The sequence below is a fragment of the Aureivirga marina genome, from assembly GCF_015767265.1.
In the GTDB taxonomy this organism is placed as follows: Bacteria; Bacteroidota; Bacteroidia; order Flavobacteriales; family Flavobacteriaceae; genus Aureivirga; species Aureivirga marina.
On sequence record NZ_JADPIB010000004.1, the window covers coordinates 315,091 to 336,445 of the forward strand.

Below are 21,355 nucleotides of genomic sequence, written 5' to 3' on the forward strand. Positions count from 1 at the left end.
TAATAGATAACGAATTAAATTTATTAGATATGAGATATAAAGTAGTTTTAAATGAAGAGATGGATAAAGAGGATAGAGAACGCTTTATAGATTTAGTTTCAGAAGAACAAATTTGTCGTTTAATCTCAAATTTTGGTTGGTCAGAAACAGAAGCAGAAAGTATTACTTTGGCAGGATTAAAACATTTAAAAAAAATTGAGTCCATGGGAGATTTACAAGTATTAACCGCTGTTGAAGTTAAAAATCCCGAAAATATTGCTGGTGTTTTAGTTTTTAATCTGCAACAAGATCATTTAGATTTGTGTTCTATCAAATATATTTATGTAGATGCAAAACATCGAAAAAAAGGAATTGCTAAAATTTTAATGAATAAAGTAGAAGATATTGCTAAAAAAAATGATATTGATAAAATACAATTAAATGTGTTTGAAGATAATGTACATGCAAAGCGATATTATGAAAGAATTGGCTATCACACCAGACATTTGACAATGACAAAAAACTTATAGAAATAAAAAAAGCTTAATCAATAATGATTAAGCTTTTCTTTTGAGCGGGAGACCGGGTTCGAACCGGCGACATTCAGCTTGGAAGGCTGACGCTCTACCAACTGAGCTACTCCCGCAAATAATTTTACTTATTTACAATAAATAAAGTTTTAAAAAAAATCGAGCGGGAGACCGGGTTCGAACCGGCGACATTCAGCTTGGAAGGCTGACGCTCTACCAACTGAGCTACTCCCGCATTATAATTTTTGTTATTTAATAAATAAAGATTCAAAAAATTAGAGCGGGAGACCGGGTTCGAACCGGCGACATTCAGCTTGGAAGGCTGACGCTCTACCAACTGAGCTACTCCCGCAATTAATTTTAATTATTTAATAAATAAAGTCTTTAAAAAAAATTAGAGCGGGAGACCGGGTTCGAACCGGCGACATTCAGCTTGGAAGGCTGACGCTCTACCAACTGAGCTACTCCCGCATAATTTCTTTAAAACTTTTCAATAAAAAAAGAACGATGTTTTTAAAAAATATTTTAGAGCGGGAGACCGGGTTCGAACCGGCGACATTCAGCTTGGAAGGCTGACGCTCTACCAACTGAGCTACTCCCGCTTAAAGCGATGCAAATATACAACAAGATTCTTAATTTGCAAGTGTTTTCAAGGGTAAAATTAAAAAATAATGAAAAAAATTGGCAGAAATTGTATGAATTAATGAAGTAAATTCAATGTAAAATATTCATTAAGAAACTATTATTTGAAGTGAAGTTTAAAATAAAAAAATCGAAAAAAATTATTTTTTTAAGTTGAAAAAAAGGAATTTTGCTCCCTACATTATTTTTAGAACATGAAAACAAGAATTGAAGAAGTAAAAGCAGAAAAAACTTACCCTTTACGATTAGAAATTTTAAGAAAAAATATTCCTTTACCTCATAAATTTATTGAAGATGATGTGAAAACAACTTTTCATTTTGCTATTTATTTAGAGGAAGAATTAGTTGGAATTGTAACTGCAATTAAAAAAGAGCATGAATTTTTTGCTAATGAAGAAATAACATATCAATTAAGAGCAATGGCAATTTCGAAAGAATGTCAGGGAAAAGGGATAGGAAAAATTTTATTAGAGAGTGCTTTAGAAGAATTACTTAAAAAAGGGATTTCACAAATTTGGTTAAAAGCAAGAGAACATGCAATTGACTTTTATAAAAAAATAGGATTTAAAGAATTTGGGGAAGTATACGATGTGAAGTTTGTAGGAAACCATAAAACCATGGTTATTCAACTTTAGAATTTTATGATTTCCTTTTTGTCTAAACTAATAAGTGATTTTAATTTATCACTTATTTTTTTGATTTGATTTTTGATTTTTTCTTTTTTATTCAAAGCTTCTTCTAAAGAATTGCACGGAATTGTAAAATCGTTTCTTGAAAGTAAATCAAATAAAATGATTTGAATTTCTTCTTCTTCGATTTCAGCATCTTTGAAAATTGTTGGCTTTGTATAAAATTGTTCTTTAAAATCAATAATTGGCAAACCAGAAAGTTCGTCTGCATATTTATTTAAAATTGTAATTTCTTCTTCGGTGAAGAAAATATAAGCAGTCAACATATAATAGAGAAACGGTTGTTCTTTTTTATAGGTGACTTTCACTACTTTATGTAGCTTGTCTAATTGAAATTGAATTTTCATAGTAATTAATTGAAAATAAGTTAGTTAATTTTTGAAAGATACAAAATTATCCTGCTAAATCTAAGATTTCTTTATTGTTGATACTTACAAGAACTTCCAATTTTGAGTTGATAATTTCTAAGTTTTTAAGGATTTCTTGTCTTTTTTCAAATATTTCATCAAAGCTTTGATATAAAACTTCAATTTGATTATTTTCTAAAATATCTTCGAATAAAACAATTTTAGTATCTAGCAAAAGTTTGCTTCCAAACATTTTTTTCTGGCAAATATAATCTTCAAAAGTTACTACAGGAAGATCTCGAAGGAAATTTTTAAATAATTTATACATTTCTCTTTCATCTTCTGATAAAATAAAAGTTGCTTTCAAATATTTATTATTTACAATTTCTTTTTTGTTGAATAAAGTAGAAGAGCAGTTGTAAACCATTTCTTCTTCGTGAAAACCAAATTGTACTTTCATAATTTTCTAATTTGAATTGTTGTTTTTATTTATAATTCAAAGATAAAAAGTCACTTAGCCAAATAATGTCGGAGTAATTACTTATATTTTTTTTAACTAAAAAGAGTAAGAGAAATAGTAATTTAATAAAACAAATAAAAAGAAGTAGAATATGAGAAAGTATATGATTTATTTGGTTTTAAGTGTTTTGTTTTTAATGAGTTGTAATAGTGATGATGAAAATCCGAATTTCTCCATTACAGCAAGTTATTATCAAAACATTATTGTGAATACAGACACAGAAATTGAAGTTTTAATTATACCTGTTGAGAATTCAATTGATTCGGTTTATTATTATTCGTATCAGTTAAATGGAGCAGGGCAAGTTCGAATAAAAGATGGAGATGAATTGCAGCCTGGAGATGAATTTGAGACAGAAAGATTGACGAGCGCTTTTATTTTCACACCAACACAACTTGGAGCAAATTATTTAAATTTTACGATTCATAATAACAATTCAAGTAGAGAATTTGAGATTTTTTATGATGTGATTGCAGAATAAATTACTTTTGTTCTTTCCGTTTCGAAAAAGAAAATTTATTTTAAAGAAAGAAATAAGTTTGCTTAGGTAATTTAAAAGAGAGAATGAAGAAAATAGTAACAATTTTAGGAGCAAGACCACAATTTGTAAAGGCGGCTGTTTTAAGCCGTGTGATTCAGAAACATGACGAAATTGAAGAAATAATTATTCATACAGGACAACATTATGACCAAAATATGAGTGAAATTTTCTTTGAAGAAATGCAGATTCCTAAACCAAAATATAATTTGCAAATCAACGGATTAAGTCATGGAGCAATGACTGGTCAAATGTTGGAGAAAATTGAAGTTATTTTACAAGAAGAAAAACCCGAGATTGTTGTTGTTTACGGAGATACAAATTCTACATTAGCTGGAGCTTTAGCAGCAAAAAAAATGGATATAAAAGTGGTGCATATAGAAGCAGGATTACGCTCTTTTAATATGAAAATGCCAGAAGAAATCAATCGAATTATGACAGATAGAATTTCTGATTTATTGCTTTGTCCAACAGATGTTGCTATTTCTAATTTAGAAAAAGAAGGATTTGAAAATTTAAATGTAAAAGTAGAGAAATCTGGAGATATTATGAAAGATGCAGTAGAATATTACAGTGTATTTTCTTCAGAAAAATCGACAATTATACAAGATTTAGAAATAGAAAAAGAGAACTTTGTCCTGGCTACAATTCATCGCCAAGAGAATACAGATGATATTCAAAAATTAATTGAAATTTTTAAAGGATTACAAGAGATTAATTCAAAATGTGAGGTTGTGATTCCTTTACATCCAAGAACTAAGAAAATTTTAATTGAAAATGATTTAATGTTTCAAATGACAGCAATTGAGCCTGTTGGATATTTTGATATGTTAGAATTATTGAAAAATTGTAAAATGGTGGTAACAGATAGTGGAGGTTTACAAAAAGAGGCATTTTTTAATAAAAAACCTTGTATTATTGCTAGAGAAGAAACAGAATGGGTTGAATTAGTTTCGAATAATTTTGCGAAATTAGTAGGAAGTGATTTGGAAAAAATATTGACAGCTTACTATGATTTTTCAGAAGCAAAATTGGATTTTTCTAAAAATTTATTTGGAAAAAATGTTGGAGAAACAATTTACCAATCGATTTTAAAACTATAATATGAGTGTTGTTTTATCACAATCTTTTAAAAATACATTAATCCTTTTTCTAGGATTTGCAATTGGTGGAATCAATACTTTATTTTTATATACGCATTTTATCAGTGAAGATTACTACGGTTTGGTAACTTTCTTATTTTCCGCTTCAAACTTGATTCTTCCAATGGTCGTTTTTGGAACTCAACACACAATTGTAAAATTTTTTTCTAGTTATACTACCAAAGAAAAACAAGATAATTTTTTAAGTTTTTCGCTATTAATTCCATTGTTTTTTATTATTCCTTTGGGAATTATTGGTTCTGTTTTTTATGAAGGAATTTCTAATTGGATTTCAGAAGAAAACCCGATTATTAAAAGCTATAGTTTTATCATTTTTTTGTCTGCAATTTGCATGGGGTATTTTGAAGTTTTTTATGCTTGGACAAAAGTAAAACTGAAATCGGTTTTTGGAAATTTTGTAAAAGAAATATTCCATCGTGTAAGTGCAACCATTTTACTGTTTTTAGTTTATTATAAAGTGATAAATGAAGAACAATTTGTGTATGCAATGCTTTTGGTTTATTTCCTTCGAATGCTCATCATGATTGTTTATGCGTTTATTGTTTATACGCCAAAACTGAATTTTTCGATTCCTGAAAATGTAAAACAAATTTTTTCTTATTCGTTTTTTATAATCATTGCTGGTTCTGCTGGAAGTATTTTATTAGAAATTGATAAAGTAATGATTCCACAAATCTTAGAAATTCAAGAAGTTGCATATTATTCTGTGGCAATTTATATTGGTTCTGTGGTTGGAATTCCTTTACGAGCAATGCAACAAATTATCACGCCTTTAACTGCAAAAGCATTAAACTTAAACGATCAAAAAGAAGTAGAAAGACTGTATTTTAAAAGTTCGATTAATTTACTTTTAGTTGGTGGACTTTTGTTTTTATTAATTAATTTGAATATTCAAGATATGTATCAAATTATTAATAAACCTAGTTATACAGAAGGAATTTTAGTTGTTTTAATTATTTCTATAGCGAAGCTTTTTGATATGCTTTTAGGAACGAATAAAATCATTTTAGCAAATTCAAAATTCTACCGTTTTTTCTTTTATATTTCTTTAGGAATGGCTTTAACAGTGATTGTTTTAAATCGTATTTTGATTGCAAAAATAGGAAATGATGGAGCTGCTTTAGCAACTTTAATTACAAATATGATTTTCGGTTTTGTTGGAATTTATTTAGTATATAAGAAATTTGGATTTCTACCTTTTACAATAAAAACGTGGACTTCTATAGGAATTATTGCTTTAATTTTCTTTGGATTTTCACAAATTCCACAAGGAACATTTCATTTTATAAAAGACATTTATATTTTAGATATTGATATCAGTCCAACAGTTTCCATAATTATTCGTTCTATATTGGTAAGCTTCTTGTATTTAATATTGCTTTACAAGCTAAAATTATCTTTAGATATTAATACAACAATTCAAAATTTAATTCATAAAAGAAGATTATTTTAAGAGATGATGAAAACAAATTTATATTTAATTTTTCTTTTAATAAGTATTATTTCTTCAGCACAAAATTTGGTTAAAAATCCAAGTTTTGAAGAAACAAAACAATGTGCAAATACTTTGGATATGATCCAAGGAAATGTGGAAAATTGGACAAAAGGAAATTTAGCGACACCAGATTTATACAATGCTTGTTTTAAGGAAGGAAAAGAAAATGTTGGATTGTTGAATAATTTTGCTGGATCACAAGCAACGGATTTTGGACAAAATTATGTTGGATTTATTGTTTTAAAAGATGGAGGAAATTATCGAGAATATTTACAAGGAGAATTAACTGAAACTTTAGAAAAAAACAGAAAATATCGTTTGAGTTTTTATATAAGTAATGCAGATGCTTATAATTATGCAATTAAAGATTTAGGAATTTTATTTATTGAAAATCCAATTATTGTTGCGACAAATGAAGTAATTACTAAACCAGAAATTGAAAGACATTCGAAGAAATTACATTATAAAGAAATCAATTCAGAAACTTTTTGGGATAATCAGGAAAATTGGACAAAAATTACTTTAGAATTTATTGCAGAAGGTTATGAAAATTTCTTTGTTTTAGGAAATTTTAGAGCAACAAACGGTACGGAAAAAATTGTCAAAGAGGGAGAATATTTAAGAAGTGGATATGCATATTATTTTGTGGATATGGTTGAAATGATTCCTTTAGAAAAAATAGAAGTGGAAGAGCCTGAAGAGGAAGAAGTAATTGCTATAGAAATTGATAAAAAATATACTTTAAAGAATGTATTGTTTGAGACAAATAAAGCGACTTTAGTAGAAGATTCTGTGATTGAATTGGAGAAATTAGCAAAATATTTACAAAAGTTTCCAGAGATGAAAATTGAAATTCATGGACATACAGATAATGTAGGAACTTTGATTTTTAATCATAAACTATCTTTAGCAAGGGCAAATGCAGTGGCAGATTTTTTAAAGTTAAAAGAAATAACAGAAGATAGAATTAAATGTAAAGGTTATGGAAATTCCAAACCAATAGCTTCAAACGATACAGAAGAGGGAAGAGCAGAGAATAGGAGAGTAGAGTTTTTTATTCGAAAAAAATAAAGAGAATTCGCTTAAAAATTAGAGAAGTCTAGTTACATTTGCAGTTCAAAATTTTATACATTATGTTGAATTTTAATGGAAGTGTAATTACAGAATCAGAATTGGAAATTACAAGTAAGAATAGAGCTTACAATTATGGCGATGCTATTTTTGAGACAATCAAAGTTTTAGCAGGAAAAGTAGTTTTTGTAGAAGACCATTATTTTCGTTTAATGGCTTCCATGCGAATGTTACGTATGGAAATTCCAATGGCATTTACACTTGAATTTTTTGAAGAAGAGATTTTAAAAGTTATACCAAATAAAGAAGAAAATTTCCGAATTCGTTTCACAGTTTCAAGAAAAGATGGAGGATTATATACACCAACTTCTAGAGAGATTGATTATTTAGTGACTTCAGCAGTTTTAGGAGAAACTAGAAAAGAAAAATATACAGTTGATTTATTTAAAGATTATTATGTGTATTCAGGTTTACTTTCGACTGTTAAAACAACAAATAAAATATTAAATGTTGTTGCTAGTATTTTTGCTGAAGAAAATGAATTGGATAATTGTATTTTATTGAATGAAAAAAAACATATTGCAGAAGCAATTAATGGAAATATTTTCGTTGTAAAAGGAGAAGAAATTTATACACCAGCACTTACAGAAGGATGTGTAAAAGGAGTTGTTCGTAAGAAATTACTTGAAATTATTGCGAAGAATTTAAATATGAAATTAATCGAAAAATCGATTTCTCCTTTTGATTTATTAAAAGCAGATGAAGTTTTTATAACAAATGCAATTGTCGGAATTCAATCTGTTACAAATTATAGAAAGAAAGTTTATGAAACTGAAGTAGCAGATGGTTTACGAGAGCAATTAGAAAGAATTATGAAATTATAATCATAAAAAAAGGATTAAACTTTGAAGAAAAGCTTAATCCTTTTTTTAATTTAAACTTGGATTACTTGGTGCATTTGCCCAAATTGCATAATCACCTCCGAGTTTTAATATCTGATTTTTCCAAATAATCGAATCGTCTACATTAAAGATATTTGGATATTTATTTTCTACAACAACCCAAGAATCAATTTTTATTTCTTCTATCAATTGAGAAGAAGCCCATCCAGAATATCCTAAAAAGAATCGAATGTCTTCAGTACCAATTTTATTTTCATTTAATAGAGTACTGACAATTTTAAAATCTCCTCCCCAATAAATTCCATCAGCGACTTCTATACTGTTTGGAATTAAATTTGGAATCTTATGTATAAAATATAAATTTTCTTGCTCTACAGGACCTCCATTATATATTTTAAAGGTACTTTCTATGTTTGGGATTAAATCTTTTATTGTGTATTTGGTTGGTTTGTTTAAAATAAAACCGACAGATCCTTCATTAGCATTATGTTCTGTTAATAAAATCACAGTTCTGTTAAATGAAGAATCATTTAAGATAGATGGCTCTGCAATCAACAAGTTTCCTTTTATTGGGTTTTTTACTGTCATCTGTAACACTTTTTCTCTCAATAAATATATAAATTTAGCTCATAAAAAAAGCTTTCTTTATTGTTAAAAGAAAGCTCTTTAAGTATATTTTAATATAAAATTTAGTTTACAGAATCTTTTAAAGAAGCTCCTGGGCTAAATTTAACTACATTTTTAGCTGCGATATTGATTGGTTTCCCAGTTTGTGGATTTCTTCCAGTTCTCGCCTCTCTTTTTGAAACAGACCAAGTTCCCCATCCTACTAATGCAACTTTATCTCCCTTTTTAAGAGCTTCTATTACATTGTTAGTTAAAGACTCTAAAGCAGCCTTTGCAGCAGTTTTAGAAATTCCTGCGTCTGCAGCCATTGCGTCAATTAAATCCGATTTGTTCATAATTAAAATGTTGAATTAATTTGGTTAAACATTATTTTCTTCAATATAGTATAACAAATATAGACGGAATAAGGGTTTACACAAGTTTTCTGGGAAAAAAAAACAGAAATTGTTAATAACTATACGAAATTGTTAATAACCTGTTCTGAAAACACTTTAAAACTAGCTGAAATTATAGTAAAATCAAAGCATTCGAGCATTTTCTTGGAACGTGAATCCATTCATTAAACTTTTTGCATCCATTAATTTCTTTCCAGACAGTTTTAAAGAATCAATTTTTAAAAATCCATCTTTTACTGCAACTTTTAAATCTGATTTTGTTGCAATAATTTTTCCATTTTCAAAAGAATGCTCTTCATAAACCTTTTTTACATTATAAATTTTAGCAGAAAGTTCTTTATCTCCAGAAACAAGATTTGTCCAAGCTGCTGGATAAGGATTTAAACCTCGAATATGGTTATAAATCGCTTCTAAACTATTTTCCCAATTAATTTTACAAGTATCTGTATGAATTTTATAAGCTGTCTTTTCTTCTTTTTCTGGTTGTTTCTGAGTTATTGCTTTATTTTCAGCAATCAACTTAACAGTTTCTACTACCAAATCACTTCCCATATGCATCAAACGATCATGAAGTTTTCCAACAGTTTCTGTTTCAGAAATTGGTGTTTCTTTTTGTAAAATAATTTCACCTGTATCAATTTTTTCATCAATAAAGAAAGTAGTCACTCCAGTTTTAGTTTCTCCGTTGATAATTGCCCAATTAATTGGAGCAGCTCCACGATATTCAGGTAGCAAAGAAGCATGAAGATTAAAAGTTCCAAATTCTGGCATTCCCCAAACAACTTTTGGTAACATACGGAAAGCAACAACAATATTTAAATTAGGTTTATAACTTTCTAGTTCAGCTAAAAACTCTTCATTTTTTAAATTTGTTGGTTGTAAAACTGGAAGATTTTTTTCTATAGCATATTTTTTTACTGCGGATTGATTTAATTTTCTTCCTCTTCCTGCTGGTTTATCTGGTGCAGTAATTACTGCAACTACATTATAATTATTTTCTAATAATCCGTCTAAAATAGTCACAGCAAAATCTGGTGTTCCCATAAAGACGATTCTCAAATCTCTCATTTTAGCTTGGTTTTAATCGTTAAAATTAAACTTACGATTTTGTATTTGATTGATAAATAGTAGTTTGTTTTAGATAAACAACTATTTAATAAGTTCAAATTTATTTTGCGAAGATAATCGAATTAATTTTTTTTCAAGTAGAATATTTAAAGCATAAATTGTGTTTTCTTGTCCAAAATTAAAATGTGAAATAATTTCTCTTGAAGTAGCTTTTTTATTGGTTTGCAAATAAGTTAAAATTCCTTTACAAAACTCTTGAAAATCAATTTTTTTAGCTTTGTTTTTTTTAGAAATACAAACATCACAAATTCCACAATTTTCTTCTGATTTTTCCGAAAAATAGTCTAAAATCTGTTTACTTCTACAAATTTCATCTTCTTCAATAACAGCAACAAATTTTTCAATCTTGCGCTTTTTTAGTTTATTTTGTTGTTCAATTGTTTTAGAAATTCGATTGATCGTTCTATCATCTTCTCTTGGAACTAAAAATCGAAGTTCAGCTTTGTTTAATGCTTGGCGATATTCTAAAATTTCTTCCTGCTGTAATTCTTCTAAATATTGAATAATTACTTTTTTAGAAAGATGTAATTTTTTACTTAAAATACTTTCATCAATAGCGATAAAATTGTCAAATAAACCACCATAATTTCGAATTAAGACTTTTAATAAATGACTTTTTAAAGTATCTCTTTCAATATATCGAATTGCATAATTACTGGGAACTAATATCTGTAAAGTAGATTTTTTATTAAAATTTCTGTCAATTTCAATGATATTTTCTCTTTCTAAATAATTAAAAGCGTTAAAAGTTTTAGAAGGAGAAAAGTTGTAAATATTACAAAACTCTTGTAAATCAAAAAGAAACGTTTCTTCAGGGATTTCGCCAATTGCCAATCGAAAAAATTGATTTAATTTCTTATAAATTTCTTTTACAAAAGTAACAGATGCTTTGTTTTTTTCATTTTTAGTTTGAAGTTGATATAAATCTTCTTCATTGTATAAAACGGCAGAAAAAGCTTTTTCTAAATCTCTTCCAGCTCTTCCAGCTTCTTGCACATAATTTTCGATAGAATTTGGTAAAGTATAATGAATTACAACTCGAACATTCGATTTGTCAATTCCCATTCCAAAAGCATTTGTAGCAATAATTGTAGAAATTTTTTCTTTAAACCAATTTTCAAAAGTTTTATCTTTCTCTTCTTGCGACATTCCTGCGTGAAAAAAAGAAGTTGAAAATCCTCTTTGATTTAAATAATTGCTCAATTTTTCAGTTCCGATTCGATTATTTGTATAAATAATAATCGGTTTTTTCTGAAACTTTTGTAGAATTTGCTCAATTCTTGAAATTTTATCTTCAGTATTAAAAAACTGATAAGCTAAGTTTTTCTTATAAAAGGATTTTTTAAAGAAAGCAAAATCTTTAAATTCTAGATTTTTAGCAATGTCTTTTAAAACCTGATTTGTAGCTGTTGCTGTCAATGCTACAATTGGAATATTTGGTTGAATTTCTCGAATTTTTTTTATCTGCAAATAAGAAGGCCTAAAATCATGTCCCCATTCTGAAATACAATGTGCTTCATCAATTGCAACAAAAGAAATTGGTAATTCTTTCAATTTTTCTTGAATTAAAGCCGATTGTAACCTTTCTGGAGAAATATATAGAAATTTATATTTTCCAAATTTTAAATTATCAAAAGTTCGAATAATATCACTTTGTGTCATTTTTGGGGAAAACGACAAAGCACGAATATTTTTATTTTCTAATTGTTGAATTTGATCTTTGATAAGAGCAAGTAAGGGAGAAACGACAACACAAATTCCGTTGGAAAGTAAAGCAGGAATTTGGTAACAAATAGATTTTCCTCCTCCAGTTGGTAAAAGCGCAATTGTGTCTTTTTTCTGAAGAATGGATTGGATTATTTCCTCTTGACCTTCTTTAAAAGAGTTATAATTCCAAAACTTTTGCAGAATGTCAAGAGGAGATTTTTGCATTTTAAATAATATTGTTTAGTATAAATTCTGTTCTTTCTTCGATGTTCCCAAAAGGAACTTCTACAATTTTATAACCGATTTCTTCGTAAGCTCTTTTTAAGTGATTATGAATCGCTAATAATTGTTCGAATGATTCATATCTCTCATTGTCAGTGATATAAATTTTTTCCCAAGGCGGCATTAAAAATACTTGATCGTATTTATATTTCAAACTACTTTCTTTATAAATATCTGGATAATCAATACTGATGTAATTCATGTAAGCATGTACATCTGGAATTCCTCTGTCAAAAAATACAACAGTATCATCCGAATTTTCTGCATCAACATATTGTTGAATTCTCCCTTCTAATAACATTTTACTGAAAAGCAGAGGATCTGTTAAAAATAACTGATCAATACCTTCTTCTTGTGCTTTCCTTGTAACTTCTCTCGAAATTTCTGGCATACACAAATATTCTCTACGAATCAACTCTTTAAGTACAGTTGATTTTCCCGTTCCTGGTCCGCCTATGATTAATATCTTCTTTTGCATGTGCAAAAATAGTATATTACTTGAATTTTTAAAGTTAAAACCAAAAAAAAGATAAAGAATCTAACGAATTTATTGATAGTGTATAATTAACATATAATATTTAAAATTAAAAATATATTTTAATAAAATATTCACTTACTTGATTTTTAATGATTAATATTTATATTTAGTGTTAAAAATTTAAAAAAGTTATAAATGCGAAAAATTAGAATACTATCTATTGATGGAGGAGGAATTAGGGGAATTCTTCCAGGAGTTATCATTCAAAGACTAGAAAATATCCTTCAAGAAGTAGGAGAAGATCCAAATATTAGAATTTCTGACATGTTCGATTTCTTTGCTGGAACAAGTACAGGTGGAATTTTAACTTTAACTTATCTGATGCCAGATTCGAATGGAAGACCAAAGTTTACAGCTGAACAAGCAGTGAATTTATATTTGGATAGGGGAGATGAAATTTTTGACGCAAGTTTACTTCAGAAAATTAAAAGTCTAAATGGTATTTCTGATGAAAAATATGATGCTTCAGAATTAGAAGAAGCTTTACATGATAATTTTGGAGACACCAGATTTCATGAACTTTTAAAGCCTTGTATTATTTCTTCTTATGATATTCGAAAAGGAAAACCACATTTTTTTAAACAACACAAAGCTGAGAATGATATTTTTAATTTTAAAGTGAAAGATATTGCTAGAGCAACTTCTGCTGCGCCAACTTATTTTGAAACAGCAAGAATTAAAAATGGTATTGGAACGCCTTTTCCTTTAATTGATGGAGGAATGTTCGCTAATAATCCTGCTTTAGTTGCTTATTCAGAAGCGAGAAATATGAAATTTAGTTTTGAAGATAATCCGACTGCAAAACATATGATGATCGTTTCTATAGGAACTGGTAGCTCTAGTAAAACGTATGAATATAAAAAAGCAAAAGATTGGGGATTAGCTGGTTGGGTGAAGCCAATTATTGATATTATGATGTCTGGAAGTTCGCAAACTGTGAATTATCATTTAAAACAAATTTTTAAAACGATAGAAGGTGAAGGAAAATATGATTATCATCGTTTGGAACCACAAATTGCTTTGGCAGAACCTGATATGGATGATGCTTCTATTAAAAATATGACAAAATTAAAAGAAGATGCATTGAGTTATGTTGCAGATGAAAGAGTGAATCAAGAGCTTTATGCAATAGCAGCAAAACTTTTAAAATACAATAAAGAAAGTGTTGATGCTAAGAAAATAAATATAGAAAATAGAAATGATTAATAAAGGAAAAATCACATTTGAAGAATAATCAAATGTGATTTTTATATATTATTTTAATATATTTTTAAACTTCTACACATTCAATAACATTATGAATTTTAGAAATATCACCATTTGCAGCTTGATTTGCTAATATATTTGTTACTCTAAATTTTGTACCTGGTAAGAATAAAATTTCTCCTTCTGGATATTTAGAAAAAGGCTGAATATCTTTTCCTTTTGTTGCTGCTACTTTTAATAAATTTGGTGGATTATTATCATTTTCTGTCATAAATTCATCTGCATCTGCTTTATTTAAAGAAGTACTTGTGAATTTACTATATGTTATAACATTTCCAACTTGGAATGCTCCAGAATCTTGTCCTCTATAAACGGTATGCGCAGAATCAGGCAAATCTCTCAAAGCATTAATTAAAGCTGCATTATGCGTTTTTCCTTCTTTCATTAATTCAGAAATACTAAAATTACCTCTTTCATGCTTTTCATTTAATTTCTCTAACTCTGGTTTGTTTTTTAAATGATGTCTAATTTTAACATTAGCAACTGGATAAGAACTTTCTCTAGTAGGGTTTTGAACCAAATATGATCCAGTGGTATATAATCCTAAAGCCATTGCAGCTGCTGGACTTGTTCGGTTTTTAGTTATATGTTGCATATAAGTTACCGTAGGTAAATTAGCATGAATTTGTTTCGTATCAAAAGAATCCACTTGATCAATTGCATCTTGAACTAAAATAAAATCATCTTTATGTGAATAATAAACTATTTCATCTGGAAACATTCCATTTTCACAAACATTATGTCTTAAAAGTGCAATTGTTAAAGGTTGAATATCATGATAAGCATAAGAACCAGGTTCATATGGTAATCCAAAAGACTTTGAAACAGCCATAATTTCATGGAAACTATGATCATTACTTGTTAACATCCATCCTAATAAAGCCAAACGAAAATCTAATGGAGAAACAGGGTTCCCTAAGAATTTTAAAGCACGTAACATTCTATCTGTTGTTCCAGAAGGACCAGCAACAACAGGCATTTTTAATTTTTTTATCGCATGTGAAATCCATGCATTATCCATATTTGGTGTAAATCGAGTTCCACCTTCTTCCCAAGGAAGTTTTTTAGTATTATCATATAAACGTGGTGTTTGATTTCCAATTAATCTTTGGAATCGCGCATTTAAACTCATATCCTCCACACTTAAATCTTCTCTCTGTGATGCAATGAATGCTTTTTCACGATTACTTAAATGTGCACTAAATCTTCCATTTGTTAAGTCTGCATCTCTACGATTACTTCCGCTATAAATTTTTCTAAGTTCTGTTTTTAAAGCTTCTAAACTTGTTCTTTTTGTATTAGAATTATCATCTGTTTTACTTTTATTCTGTTCTAACCATTTTTCAACAAGTGGATATAAATTATTGTATTTTATCAATTTTTCATTTCCATCTCCTGCATTGATGAAATCTCTTAATTCATTTTGCACTTTTGTAAATATACTATTGACTTTTCCAACAGCAGTTCCTTGTAATTGCGCAAGAGTGAAATTAAAAGATTGCCAATTAAAATTATAATCATGATCTGAAGTTAATGCAGATTCATTTGCAATAGTTCTTCCTTCAGGAGAAAGCTTTTTAATAACTCCACGTTGCCCTTCTTTTAAGGCATCATCATCTGCACGATAAAAAGGATCCATTGGAGCCATATAAACATCTTTATATTTATGTGATTGTCCAGTTGCTTTTGCTCCCTTATAAATTAAATCTGAATTGAAAAATTTTTCATCATAAGAATCAATCTGATTTTTTCGTTCTTCAATTGCTGCAATTCCAGCTGGATTTATTCCTTTTAAAGCTAAATTATTTTTAGAAAGTTCCCATAAATTGAAAGAACCTTTTTGTTTGATATGATTGTCTAACATATTTTTAAATGGACCAAGCGCAGCATTGTAAAAAGCAGTCATTTTTTCACGTAAGTTACCATGATTAATTGCTGCCATTACAGTATTTACTTCTTTTCCAACAACACCAGCATATTTAGCAGAATTTCCACCAAAAACATCACCCGCTAAAGCATTATTTGCAGTTACACCCATGACATCTTTCATTTTGTTAATTGCCCCTGTTGCTGCAGTTGTCGCTCTATTATTATTAAAAGCATAAAGCCCAAGATTCTTTTCAAATTTTACAGATTCTTTCATTAACATCGAATCATCGCTTCTTGTGGCTAATTCATTTTTTACTAATGCTAAAAGTTCTCGAATACTGGTTCTTTTAGTAACGCTATTTGCATCCACTTTTTTACTATTATCTGTTAGCCAAGTCATTCCATCAGCTTTCATTTTTTTTAATAAAGTAAGTTGTAATGCAACATTTGTTGTGTTTTGATAACTATGTAAAGCAGTTTTAATTTCTTCAAATGTACTTGTACCAAGTAAATTTCCTAACATTCCAGAACTGGTTCCATTTATGACATGTGTATCTAAATTTCTTTGAACAACATTAGGATTTATTGGTTTATTTTTTTTCTGGATTAAATTCGTGGAGCTTTTTGAAAATTGCAAAGCTTTCGTTCCCATTACATCAGCTTCTTTTTCTAATCCAGTGTCGTCATTTAGTGGGATTTGACTTTTCAATTGTTTTGTCGGTTGAACTCGTCCTTGTTTTTGTTGTACAACATGCCAAGCTTCATGAGGTAAATGTTTTTCTTGACCTGGACCTAAATAAATATTACTTCCTTGCGCATAAGCATGTGCTTTTAATTGTGCAGGTTTTGCCGAATTTCGATGTACTTTTACATCATCCATAGCATAACCAGAAAGATTTTCAATTCCAGATTTTAAATTGTCTGGTAATCCTGTGTTATTCTTTTTTTGAATTAATGATTTATTTTCAGAATTATTTGCAACTTTTTTTAAATTATCTTGTTGTTTCGATTCTTTTCGATTGTCTTTAAACTGAAAAGTAGCATTGCTTTCTTTTTTTTGAACAACAGTATTTAAATGCTTCTTTCTAGCTTTATTTTTTTGTTGATTTTTCGATTTTAACATTGCCCTTTCTATGTTTGAATTATTAAGATAATAACGAAAAATGGATGAATCTTAGTGTTGTAATTGTTTTATTCGTAATATTTTATAATAAAAATATTTAAAATTAAATATAACAACTAAAAAAGAACTTCGCAAAAATCACCTAAAAATAATAATTTTTCTAAAGTTTATTTTACCAATTTATATTGTGTGATTTTAGATGCTATTTTTTTGTCGAGAATGATTAAATAATCTTTTCCAAAAGTTTCATTTTCCAATTCATCATAAAGAAAACGAGGTAAATTATTTGTAATAGATTTATCTTGACTTGAAATTGCTAAAACCAAGGAAGCAACAGTGTCTACATCTCCACCAAAATTGATAGCCATTTGTAATCGTTCTTTTAGATTTAAATCACTTACTAATAAAGATAAAACTGCTTCGACAGATGCAATTCCAGACATGGAAACATTTCCTTGCCATTTTCCTTTCCAATTAGCTTTTTGAAAATCATTTAAATATGTTAATAAATCATTTTTCTGCCCTTTTTCATATATAAAAAAATGATTTGCTAAAGCAATTGCATTTGCGGATAAAATTCCTTCTTCTGAATTATGTGTAAGTTTGGCTTGTAAAGTATTTTTAGTTAAAACTTCTTCTTCAGTTGGAAAAACTCCTAGAATATAAGAACGCATTGCTGCTCCATTTCTCGTACTTGTATTTTGAATTTTTTCCAGAAATTCTTGACCATTTTTGATTTCCGTTAAAAAAGAATAAAATCGTTTAGCATATCCTTTTCTTGGATTTCTTTGAAAGGAATTTACAAATGAATTGGCAATATTTAATTCAGTCCAATCACTATCAGAAAGTATTAATTCGGCCAAAGCTAAAGTCATTTGTGTGTCATCTGTATAGTTTCCTTTTAATTCATTATAAAGTGGATGATTTTCATAATTTGTGATATTATTTTTTAATTGAATTTTTTTGAAATCTGCAAATTCAAATCCAGCTCCATAAGCATCTCCAATAGCTCCTTCTAAAATCATAGTTTTAAATTTTTGTTTAAAAATATAAAACATAACACTTTTACCAAATAAAAAAGCGACTGTAAATAAATACAGCCGCTTTTTACTTTATAGAAAAAATAAATTATTCGTTATCAACAATAACCCAAGTTCCAGCTTCAATTAGCGGAATAGCTTGTTTATATTTTACTTCTTTGTTTTCTCCTGTTTGAACATTTTTGATAGTAACTCTTTCATTTCTACCAATTTTCTTTTCAGAACGAATTACAGTTTCAATTGGCTCAGGCTCTTGTGTTTGATTTGTTACAGGAGCACTTTGTTGCGCTTTAGAAGGATCTTGATATTCTTCTTTAGAAGCTTGTACTTGTTCTGGAGCTTGTTCTTTTGCTTGAGAAACTTGATCTGGGTTTGGAGCAGGTAATTCTCCTTTAAATAAGAATGAAAGTAAGTCTTTATTTACTTTATCTAACATTCCACGGAATAATTTGAAAGATTCAAATTTGTAAATTAAAAGTGGATCTTTTTGCTCATATTGTGCATTTCGAACCGTTTGTTTTAATTCATCCATTTGACGTAAATGATCTTTCCAAGCATCATCAATAAGAGCTAAAGAAATGTTTTTCTCAAAATCAAGAATTAATTTCTTACCATTTGATTCATATGCTTCTTTAAGATTTGTTACAACATCTAATTTCTTAATTCCATCAGTAAAAGGAACTACAATTCTTTCAAAACGATCACTTTGAGTTTCATAAACATGTTTGATCACTGGGAAAGCAGTTTCAGCTGCACGTTCCATTTTATCAGTATAATGTTTATAAACAGATTGGTAAAGTTTATCAATTAAATCTTGTGGATTTCCTTTTTCAAATTCTTCTTTTGAAATTGGAGAAGGCATAGAAGTAATGCGGATTAATTCCAATTCAAATGTTTCATAATCATTACTTACTTTGTTATCATTAACTAAAGAATCACAAGTATCATAAATCATATTTACAATATCCAATTGAAGTCTTTCTCCATATAAAGCATGACGTCTTCTTTTGTAAATTACTTCACGTTGTGAATTCATTACATCATCATACTCGATTAAGTGTTTACGAACACCAAAGTTATTTTCTTCAACTTTTTTCTGCGCTCTTTCGATAGATTTACTAATCATTGAATGTTGAATTACTTCACCATCTTTATGACCCATTCTATCCATCATTTTTGCAATTCTATCTGAACCGAATTTACGCATTAAATCATCTTCTAGAGAAACATAGAATTGAGAAGAACCAACATCACCTTGACGACCAGCACGACCACGTAACTGTCTATCAACACGACGAGAATCATGTCTTTCTGTTCCAATAATTGCTAAACCTCCAGCAGCTTTTACTTCTTCAGATAATTTAATATCCGTTCCACGACCTGCCATATTTGTTGCAATTGTTACAACTCCAGATTTTCCAGCTTCTGTAACAATATCAGCCTCTTTTTTGTGTAATTTGGCATTCAGTACGTTGTGTGGAATTTTACGAAGTGTAAGCATTCTAGAAAGTAATTCCGAAATTTCTACGTTTGTTGTACCAACAAGAACTGGTCTGTTTTGTTTTACAAATCGCTCAATTTCTTCAATTACAGCATTGTATTTTTCTCTAGTAGTTTTATAAACTAAATCTTGTCTATCATCACGTGCAATAGGTCTATTTGTAGGAATTTCTACAACATCTAATTTATAGATTTCCCAGAATTCTCCTGCTTCTGTAATCGCTGTTCCTGTCATTCCTGAAAGTTTACGATACATACGGAAATAATTCTGTAAAGTTACAGTTGCATATGTTTGTGTAGCAGCTTCAATTTTTACATTTTCTTTTGCTTCTAAAGCTTGGTGTAATCCATCTGAGTAACGACGACCATCCATGATACGTCCAGTTTGCTCATCAACGATTTTTACCTTATCATCCATTACCACATATTCAACATTCTTTTCAAATAAAGTATATGCTTTTAATAATTGATTTAAACTATGGATTCTTTCACTTTTAATGCTGAAGTTTCTGTATAATTCTTCTTTTTTAGCTACTTTTTCTTCTGTAGTAATATCTAATTTATCAATTTCTCCAACTTCCACACCTAAATTTGGAAGAATAAAGAAATCTTTGTCATTACTCATTCCAGATAAATATTCAATACCTTTATCCGTTAAGTCAATTGCATTAGATTTTTCATCAATAGTGAAATATAATTCCTTATCAATTTTAGGCATTTCACGATTGTTATCTTGCATATAGAAGTTTTCCGTCTTTTGAAGTAATTGTTTCATTCCTTCTTGACTTAAAAACTTTATTAAAGCTTTATTTTTAGGTAAACCTCTATAAGATCTAAATAATAAGAAAGCTCCTTCTTTTGTATCACCTTCTTTAATTTTTTTCTTCGCTTCAGAGAAAATACCTTGTAAATATTGACGTTGTTTGCTAACAATACTTTCAATAACAGGTTTTAACTCATTAAATTCATGACGATCACCCATTGGAGTAGGACCAGAGATAATCAAAGGTGTTCTTGCATCATCTACTAATACAGAATCTACCTCATCAATAATTGCATAATTATGTTCTCTTTGAACTAATTCTTCTGGATTACGAGCCATATTGTCACGTAAATAATCGAAACCAAATTCGTTATTTGTTCCATAAACAATATCACTATTATAAGCTTTTCTTCTTTCTTCAGAATTAGGTTGGTGTTTGTCAATACAGTCGATTGTTAAACCATGAAATTCGAAGATTGGTGCCATCCAAGCAGAATCACGTTTTGCTAGATAATCATTCACTGTAACCACATGAACACCTCGACCAGTTAATGCATTTAAATAGATTGGCAAAGTTGCTACAAGCGTTTTACCTTCTCCTGTCATCATCTCAGCGATTTTACCTTGATGAAGAACAGATCCACCAATTATCTGCACATCATAATGAACCATGTCCCAAGTAACTGCTTTTCCAGCAGCATCCCATGAATTATTCCAAATAGCTTTATCACCATCTAAATTTACATGCTCATTTATTGCAGAAAGTTCTCTATCAAATGGCGTAGCAGTAACTTCTACTGTTTCATTATTTGTAAAACGTCTTCCAGTCTCTTTTAAAACTGCAAAAGCAGCTGGTAAAATGTCCAATAAAACCCCTTCTGAAGCTTCATAAGATGCATCTTTTAATTTATCGATTTCTCCATAAATTACCTCTTTTCTATCAATATCAGCATTTTCACTTTCTTGTTCTAATTTTGTGATATCTGTTTCAAAAGGATTGATGGCATCCTGAATTTGCTTTTTAAATTCTAATGTTTTAGCTCTCAGTTCATCATTTGAAATATTGATCAAATTCTTTTCATAAGCCAAAACTTTATCAACAAAAGGTTGTAAAGCTTTAAGGTCTTTTGTTTTCTTATCCCCTACAAAAGCTTTTAATATGGTATTAAGTAAGCTCATATCTAGTTTTTCTTATTTTATTAATTTTCATAAGTCATTTTTATTAATAACTTAAAATAAAA

General features: G+C 28.8%; 18 protein-coding genes and 5 tRNA genes. 8 read left to right on the top strand and 15 right to left on the bottom strand.

Annotated elements, in window-relative coordinates:
• The first annotated feature begins 29 nt into the window (after positions 1–29).
• Positions 30–509, top strand: coding sequence for a GNAT family N-acetyltransferase (locus tag I1A51_RS10445; protein ID WP_196893653.1), 480 nt, complete (start codon positions 30–32; stop codon positions 507–509).
• A gap of 43 nt (positions 510–552) precedes the next feature.
• Here I1A51_RS10445 and I1A51_RS10450 read toward each other — a convergent pair.
• From I1A51_RS10450 to I1A51_RS10470, 5 genes are all read right to left on the bottom strand, one after another.
• Positions 553–625 (bottom strand) — tRNA-Gly (locus I1A51_RS10450).
• 46 nt (positions 626–671) lie between these two features.
• Positions 672–744: transfer RNA gene (locus I1A51_RS10455), tRNA-Gly, on the bottom strand.
• 44 nt (positions 745–788) lie between these two features.
• A tRNA-Gly gene (locus I1A51_RS10460) sits at positions 789–861 on the bottom strand.
• Positions 862–907: 46 nt separating this feature from the next.
• Positions 908–980 (bottom strand) — tRNA-Gly (locus tag I1A51_RS10465).
• Positions 981–1,038: 58 nt separating this feature from the next.
• Positions 1,039–1,111 (bottom strand) — tRNA-Gly (locus I1A51_RS10470).
• Positions 1,112–1,345: 234 nt separating this feature from the next.
• Between I1A51_RS10470 and I1A51_RS10475 the strand changes: the two genes are divergently transcribed.
• On the top strand, positions 1,346–1,786 hold the full coding sequence (locus I1A51_RS10475) for a GNAT family N-acetyltransferase (RefSeq protein ID WP_196893654.1): 441 nt from the start codon (positions 1,346–1,348) through the stop codon (positions 1,784–1,786).
• On the opposite strand, the gene I1A51_RS10480 is transcribed toward I1A51_RS10475, so the two are convergent.
• Both I1A51_RS10480 and I1A51_RS10485 read right to left on the bottom strand, forming a co-directional pair.
• A complete protein-coding gene (locus I1A51_RS10480; protein WP_196893656.1) occupies positions 1,783–2,187 on the bottom strand; it encodes a hypothetical protein in 405 nt (134 codons plus the stop codon). The genes I1A51_RS10475 and I1A51_RS10480 overlap by 4 nt on opposite strands.
• Positions 2,188–2,233: 46 nt before the next feature.
• On the bottom strand, positions 2,234–2,647 hold the full coding sequence (locus tag I1A51_RS10485) for a hypothetical protein (RefSeq protein WP_196893658.1): 414 nt from the start codon (positions 2,645–2,647) through the stop codon (positions 2,234–2,236).
• Between the two features lie 151 nt (positions 2,648–2,798).
• Between I1A51_RS10485 and I1A51_RS10490 the strand changes: the two genes are divergently transcribed.
• From I1A51_RS10490 to I1A51_RS10510, 5 genes are all read left to right on the top strand, one after another.
• Positions 2,799–3,188 carry a TraQ conjugal transfer family protein gene (locus I1A51_RS10490; protein ID WP_196893660.1) on the top strand — a complete coding sequence of 130 codons (390 nt, stop codon included), beginning with the start codon at positions 2,799–2,801 and terminating at the stop codon, positions 3,186–3,188.
• An 83-nt stretch (positions 3,189–3,271) separates the two neighbouring features.
• Complete coding sequence (gene wecB / locus I1A51_RS10495; protein ID WP_196893662.1) at positions 3,272–4,348, top strand: non-hydrolyzing UDP-N-acetylglucosamine 2-epimerase; 1,077 nt, start codon at positions 3,272–3,274, stop codon at positions 4,346–4,348.
• A 1-nt stretch (position 4,349) separates the two neighbouring features.
• Entirely contained in the window at positions 4,350–5,861 is a 1,512-nt protein-coding gene (locus tag I1A51_RS10500; RefSeq protein ID WP_196893664.1) for a lipopolysaccharide biosynthesis protein, read from the top strand.
• Between the two features lie 6 nt (positions 5,862–5,867).
• The gene (locus I1A51_RS10505) at positions 5,868–6,974 is read left to right on the top strand and encodes an OmpA family protein (RefSeq protein WP_196893665.1); all 1,107 of its coding nucleotides are present in this window, start codon (positions 5,868–5,870) and stop codon (positions 6,972–6,974) included.
• A 62-nt stretch (positions 6,975–7,036) separates the two neighbouring features.
• Positions 7,037–7,858 carry an aminotransferase class IV gene (locus I1A51_RS10510; RefSeq protein ID WP_196893667.1) on the top strand — a complete coding sequence of 274 codons (822 nt, stop codon included), beginning with the start codon at positions 7,037–7,039 and terminating at the stop codon, positions 7,856–7,858.
• Between the two features lie 45 nt (positions 7,859–7,903).
• On the opposite strand, the gene I1A51_RS10515 is transcribed toward I1A51_RS10510, so the two are convergent.
• From I1A51_RS10515 to I1A51_RS10535, 5 genes are all read right to left on the bottom strand, one after another.
• Positions 7,904–8,464 carry a YqgE/AlgH family protein gene (locus I1A51_RS10515; protein WP_196893669.1) on the bottom strand — a complete coding sequence of 187 codons (561 nt, stop codon included), beginning with the start codon at positions 8,462–8,464 and terminating at the stop codon, positions 7,904–7,906.
• 101 nt (positions 8,465–8,565) lie between these two features.
• On the bottom strand, positions 8,566–8,838 hold the full coding sequence (locus tag I1A51_RS10520; RefSeq protein ID WP_196893671.1) for an HU family DNA-binding protein: 273 nt from the start codon (positions 8,836–8,838) through the stop codon (positions 8,566–8,568).
• 183 nt (positions 8,839–9,021) lie between these two features.
• A complete protein-coding gene (gene fmt, locus I1A51_RS10525) occupies positions 9,022–9,966 on the bottom strand; it encodes a methionyl-tRNA formyltransferase (RefSeq protein WP_196893673.1) in 945 nt (314 codons plus the stop codon).
• An 81-nt stretch (positions 9,967–10,047) separates the two neighbouring features.
• Positions 10,048–11,958 (bottom strand): RecQ family ATP-dependent DNA helicase, encoded by a 1,911-nt coding sequence (locus I1A51_RS10530; RefSeq protein ID WP_196893675.1) that lies wholly within the window; start codon positions 11,956–11,958, stop codon positions 10,048–10,050.
• A 1-nt stretch (position 11,959) separates the two neighbouring features.
• Positions 11,960–12,493, bottom strand: coding sequence for an AAA family ATPase (locus tag I1A51_RS10535; protein WP_196893677.1), 534 nt, complete (start codon positions 12,491–12,493; stop codon positions 11,960–11,962).
• 195 nt (positions 12,494–12,688) lie between these two features.
• On the opposite strand from I1A51_RS10535, the gene I1A51_RS10540 reads away from it, so the two are divergent.
• Positions 12,689–13,759, top strand: coding sequence for a patatin-like phospholipase family protein (locus I1A51_RS10540; RefSeq protein WP_196893679.1), 1,071 nt, complete (start codon positions 12,689–12,691; stop codon positions 13,757–13,759).
• 64 nt (positions 13,760–13,823) lie between these two features.
• On the opposite strand, the gene I1A51_RS10545 is transcribed toward I1A51_RS10540, so the two are convergent.
• From I1A51_RS10545 to secA, 3 genes are all read right to left on the bottom strand, one after another.
• Complete coding sequence (locus I1A51_RS10545; RefSeq protein ID WP_196893681.1) at positions 13,824–16,811, bottom strand: ADP-ribosyltransferase domain-containing protein; 2,988 nt, start codon at positions 16,809–16,811, stop codon at positions 13,824–13,826.
• 167 nt (positions 16,812–16,978) lie between these two features.
• Positions 16,979–17,836 carry an ADP-ribosylglycohydrolase family protein gene (locus I1A51_RS10550; protein ID WP_196893683.1) on the bottom strand — a complete coding sequence of 286 codons (858 nt, stop codon included), beginning with the start codon at positions 17,834–17,836 and terminating at the stop codon, positions 16,979–16,981.
• A 103-nt stretch (positions 17,837–17,939) separates the two neighbouring features.
• Positions 17,940–21,293 carry a preprotein translocase subunit SecA gene (gene secA, locus I1A51_RS10555; RefSeq protein ID WP_196893684.1) on the bottom strand — a complete coding sequence of 1,118 codons (3,354 nt, stop codon included), beginning with the start codon at positions 21,291–21,293 and terminating at the stop codon, positions 17,940–17,942.
• Positions 21,294–21,355: the final 62 nt, after the last annotated feature.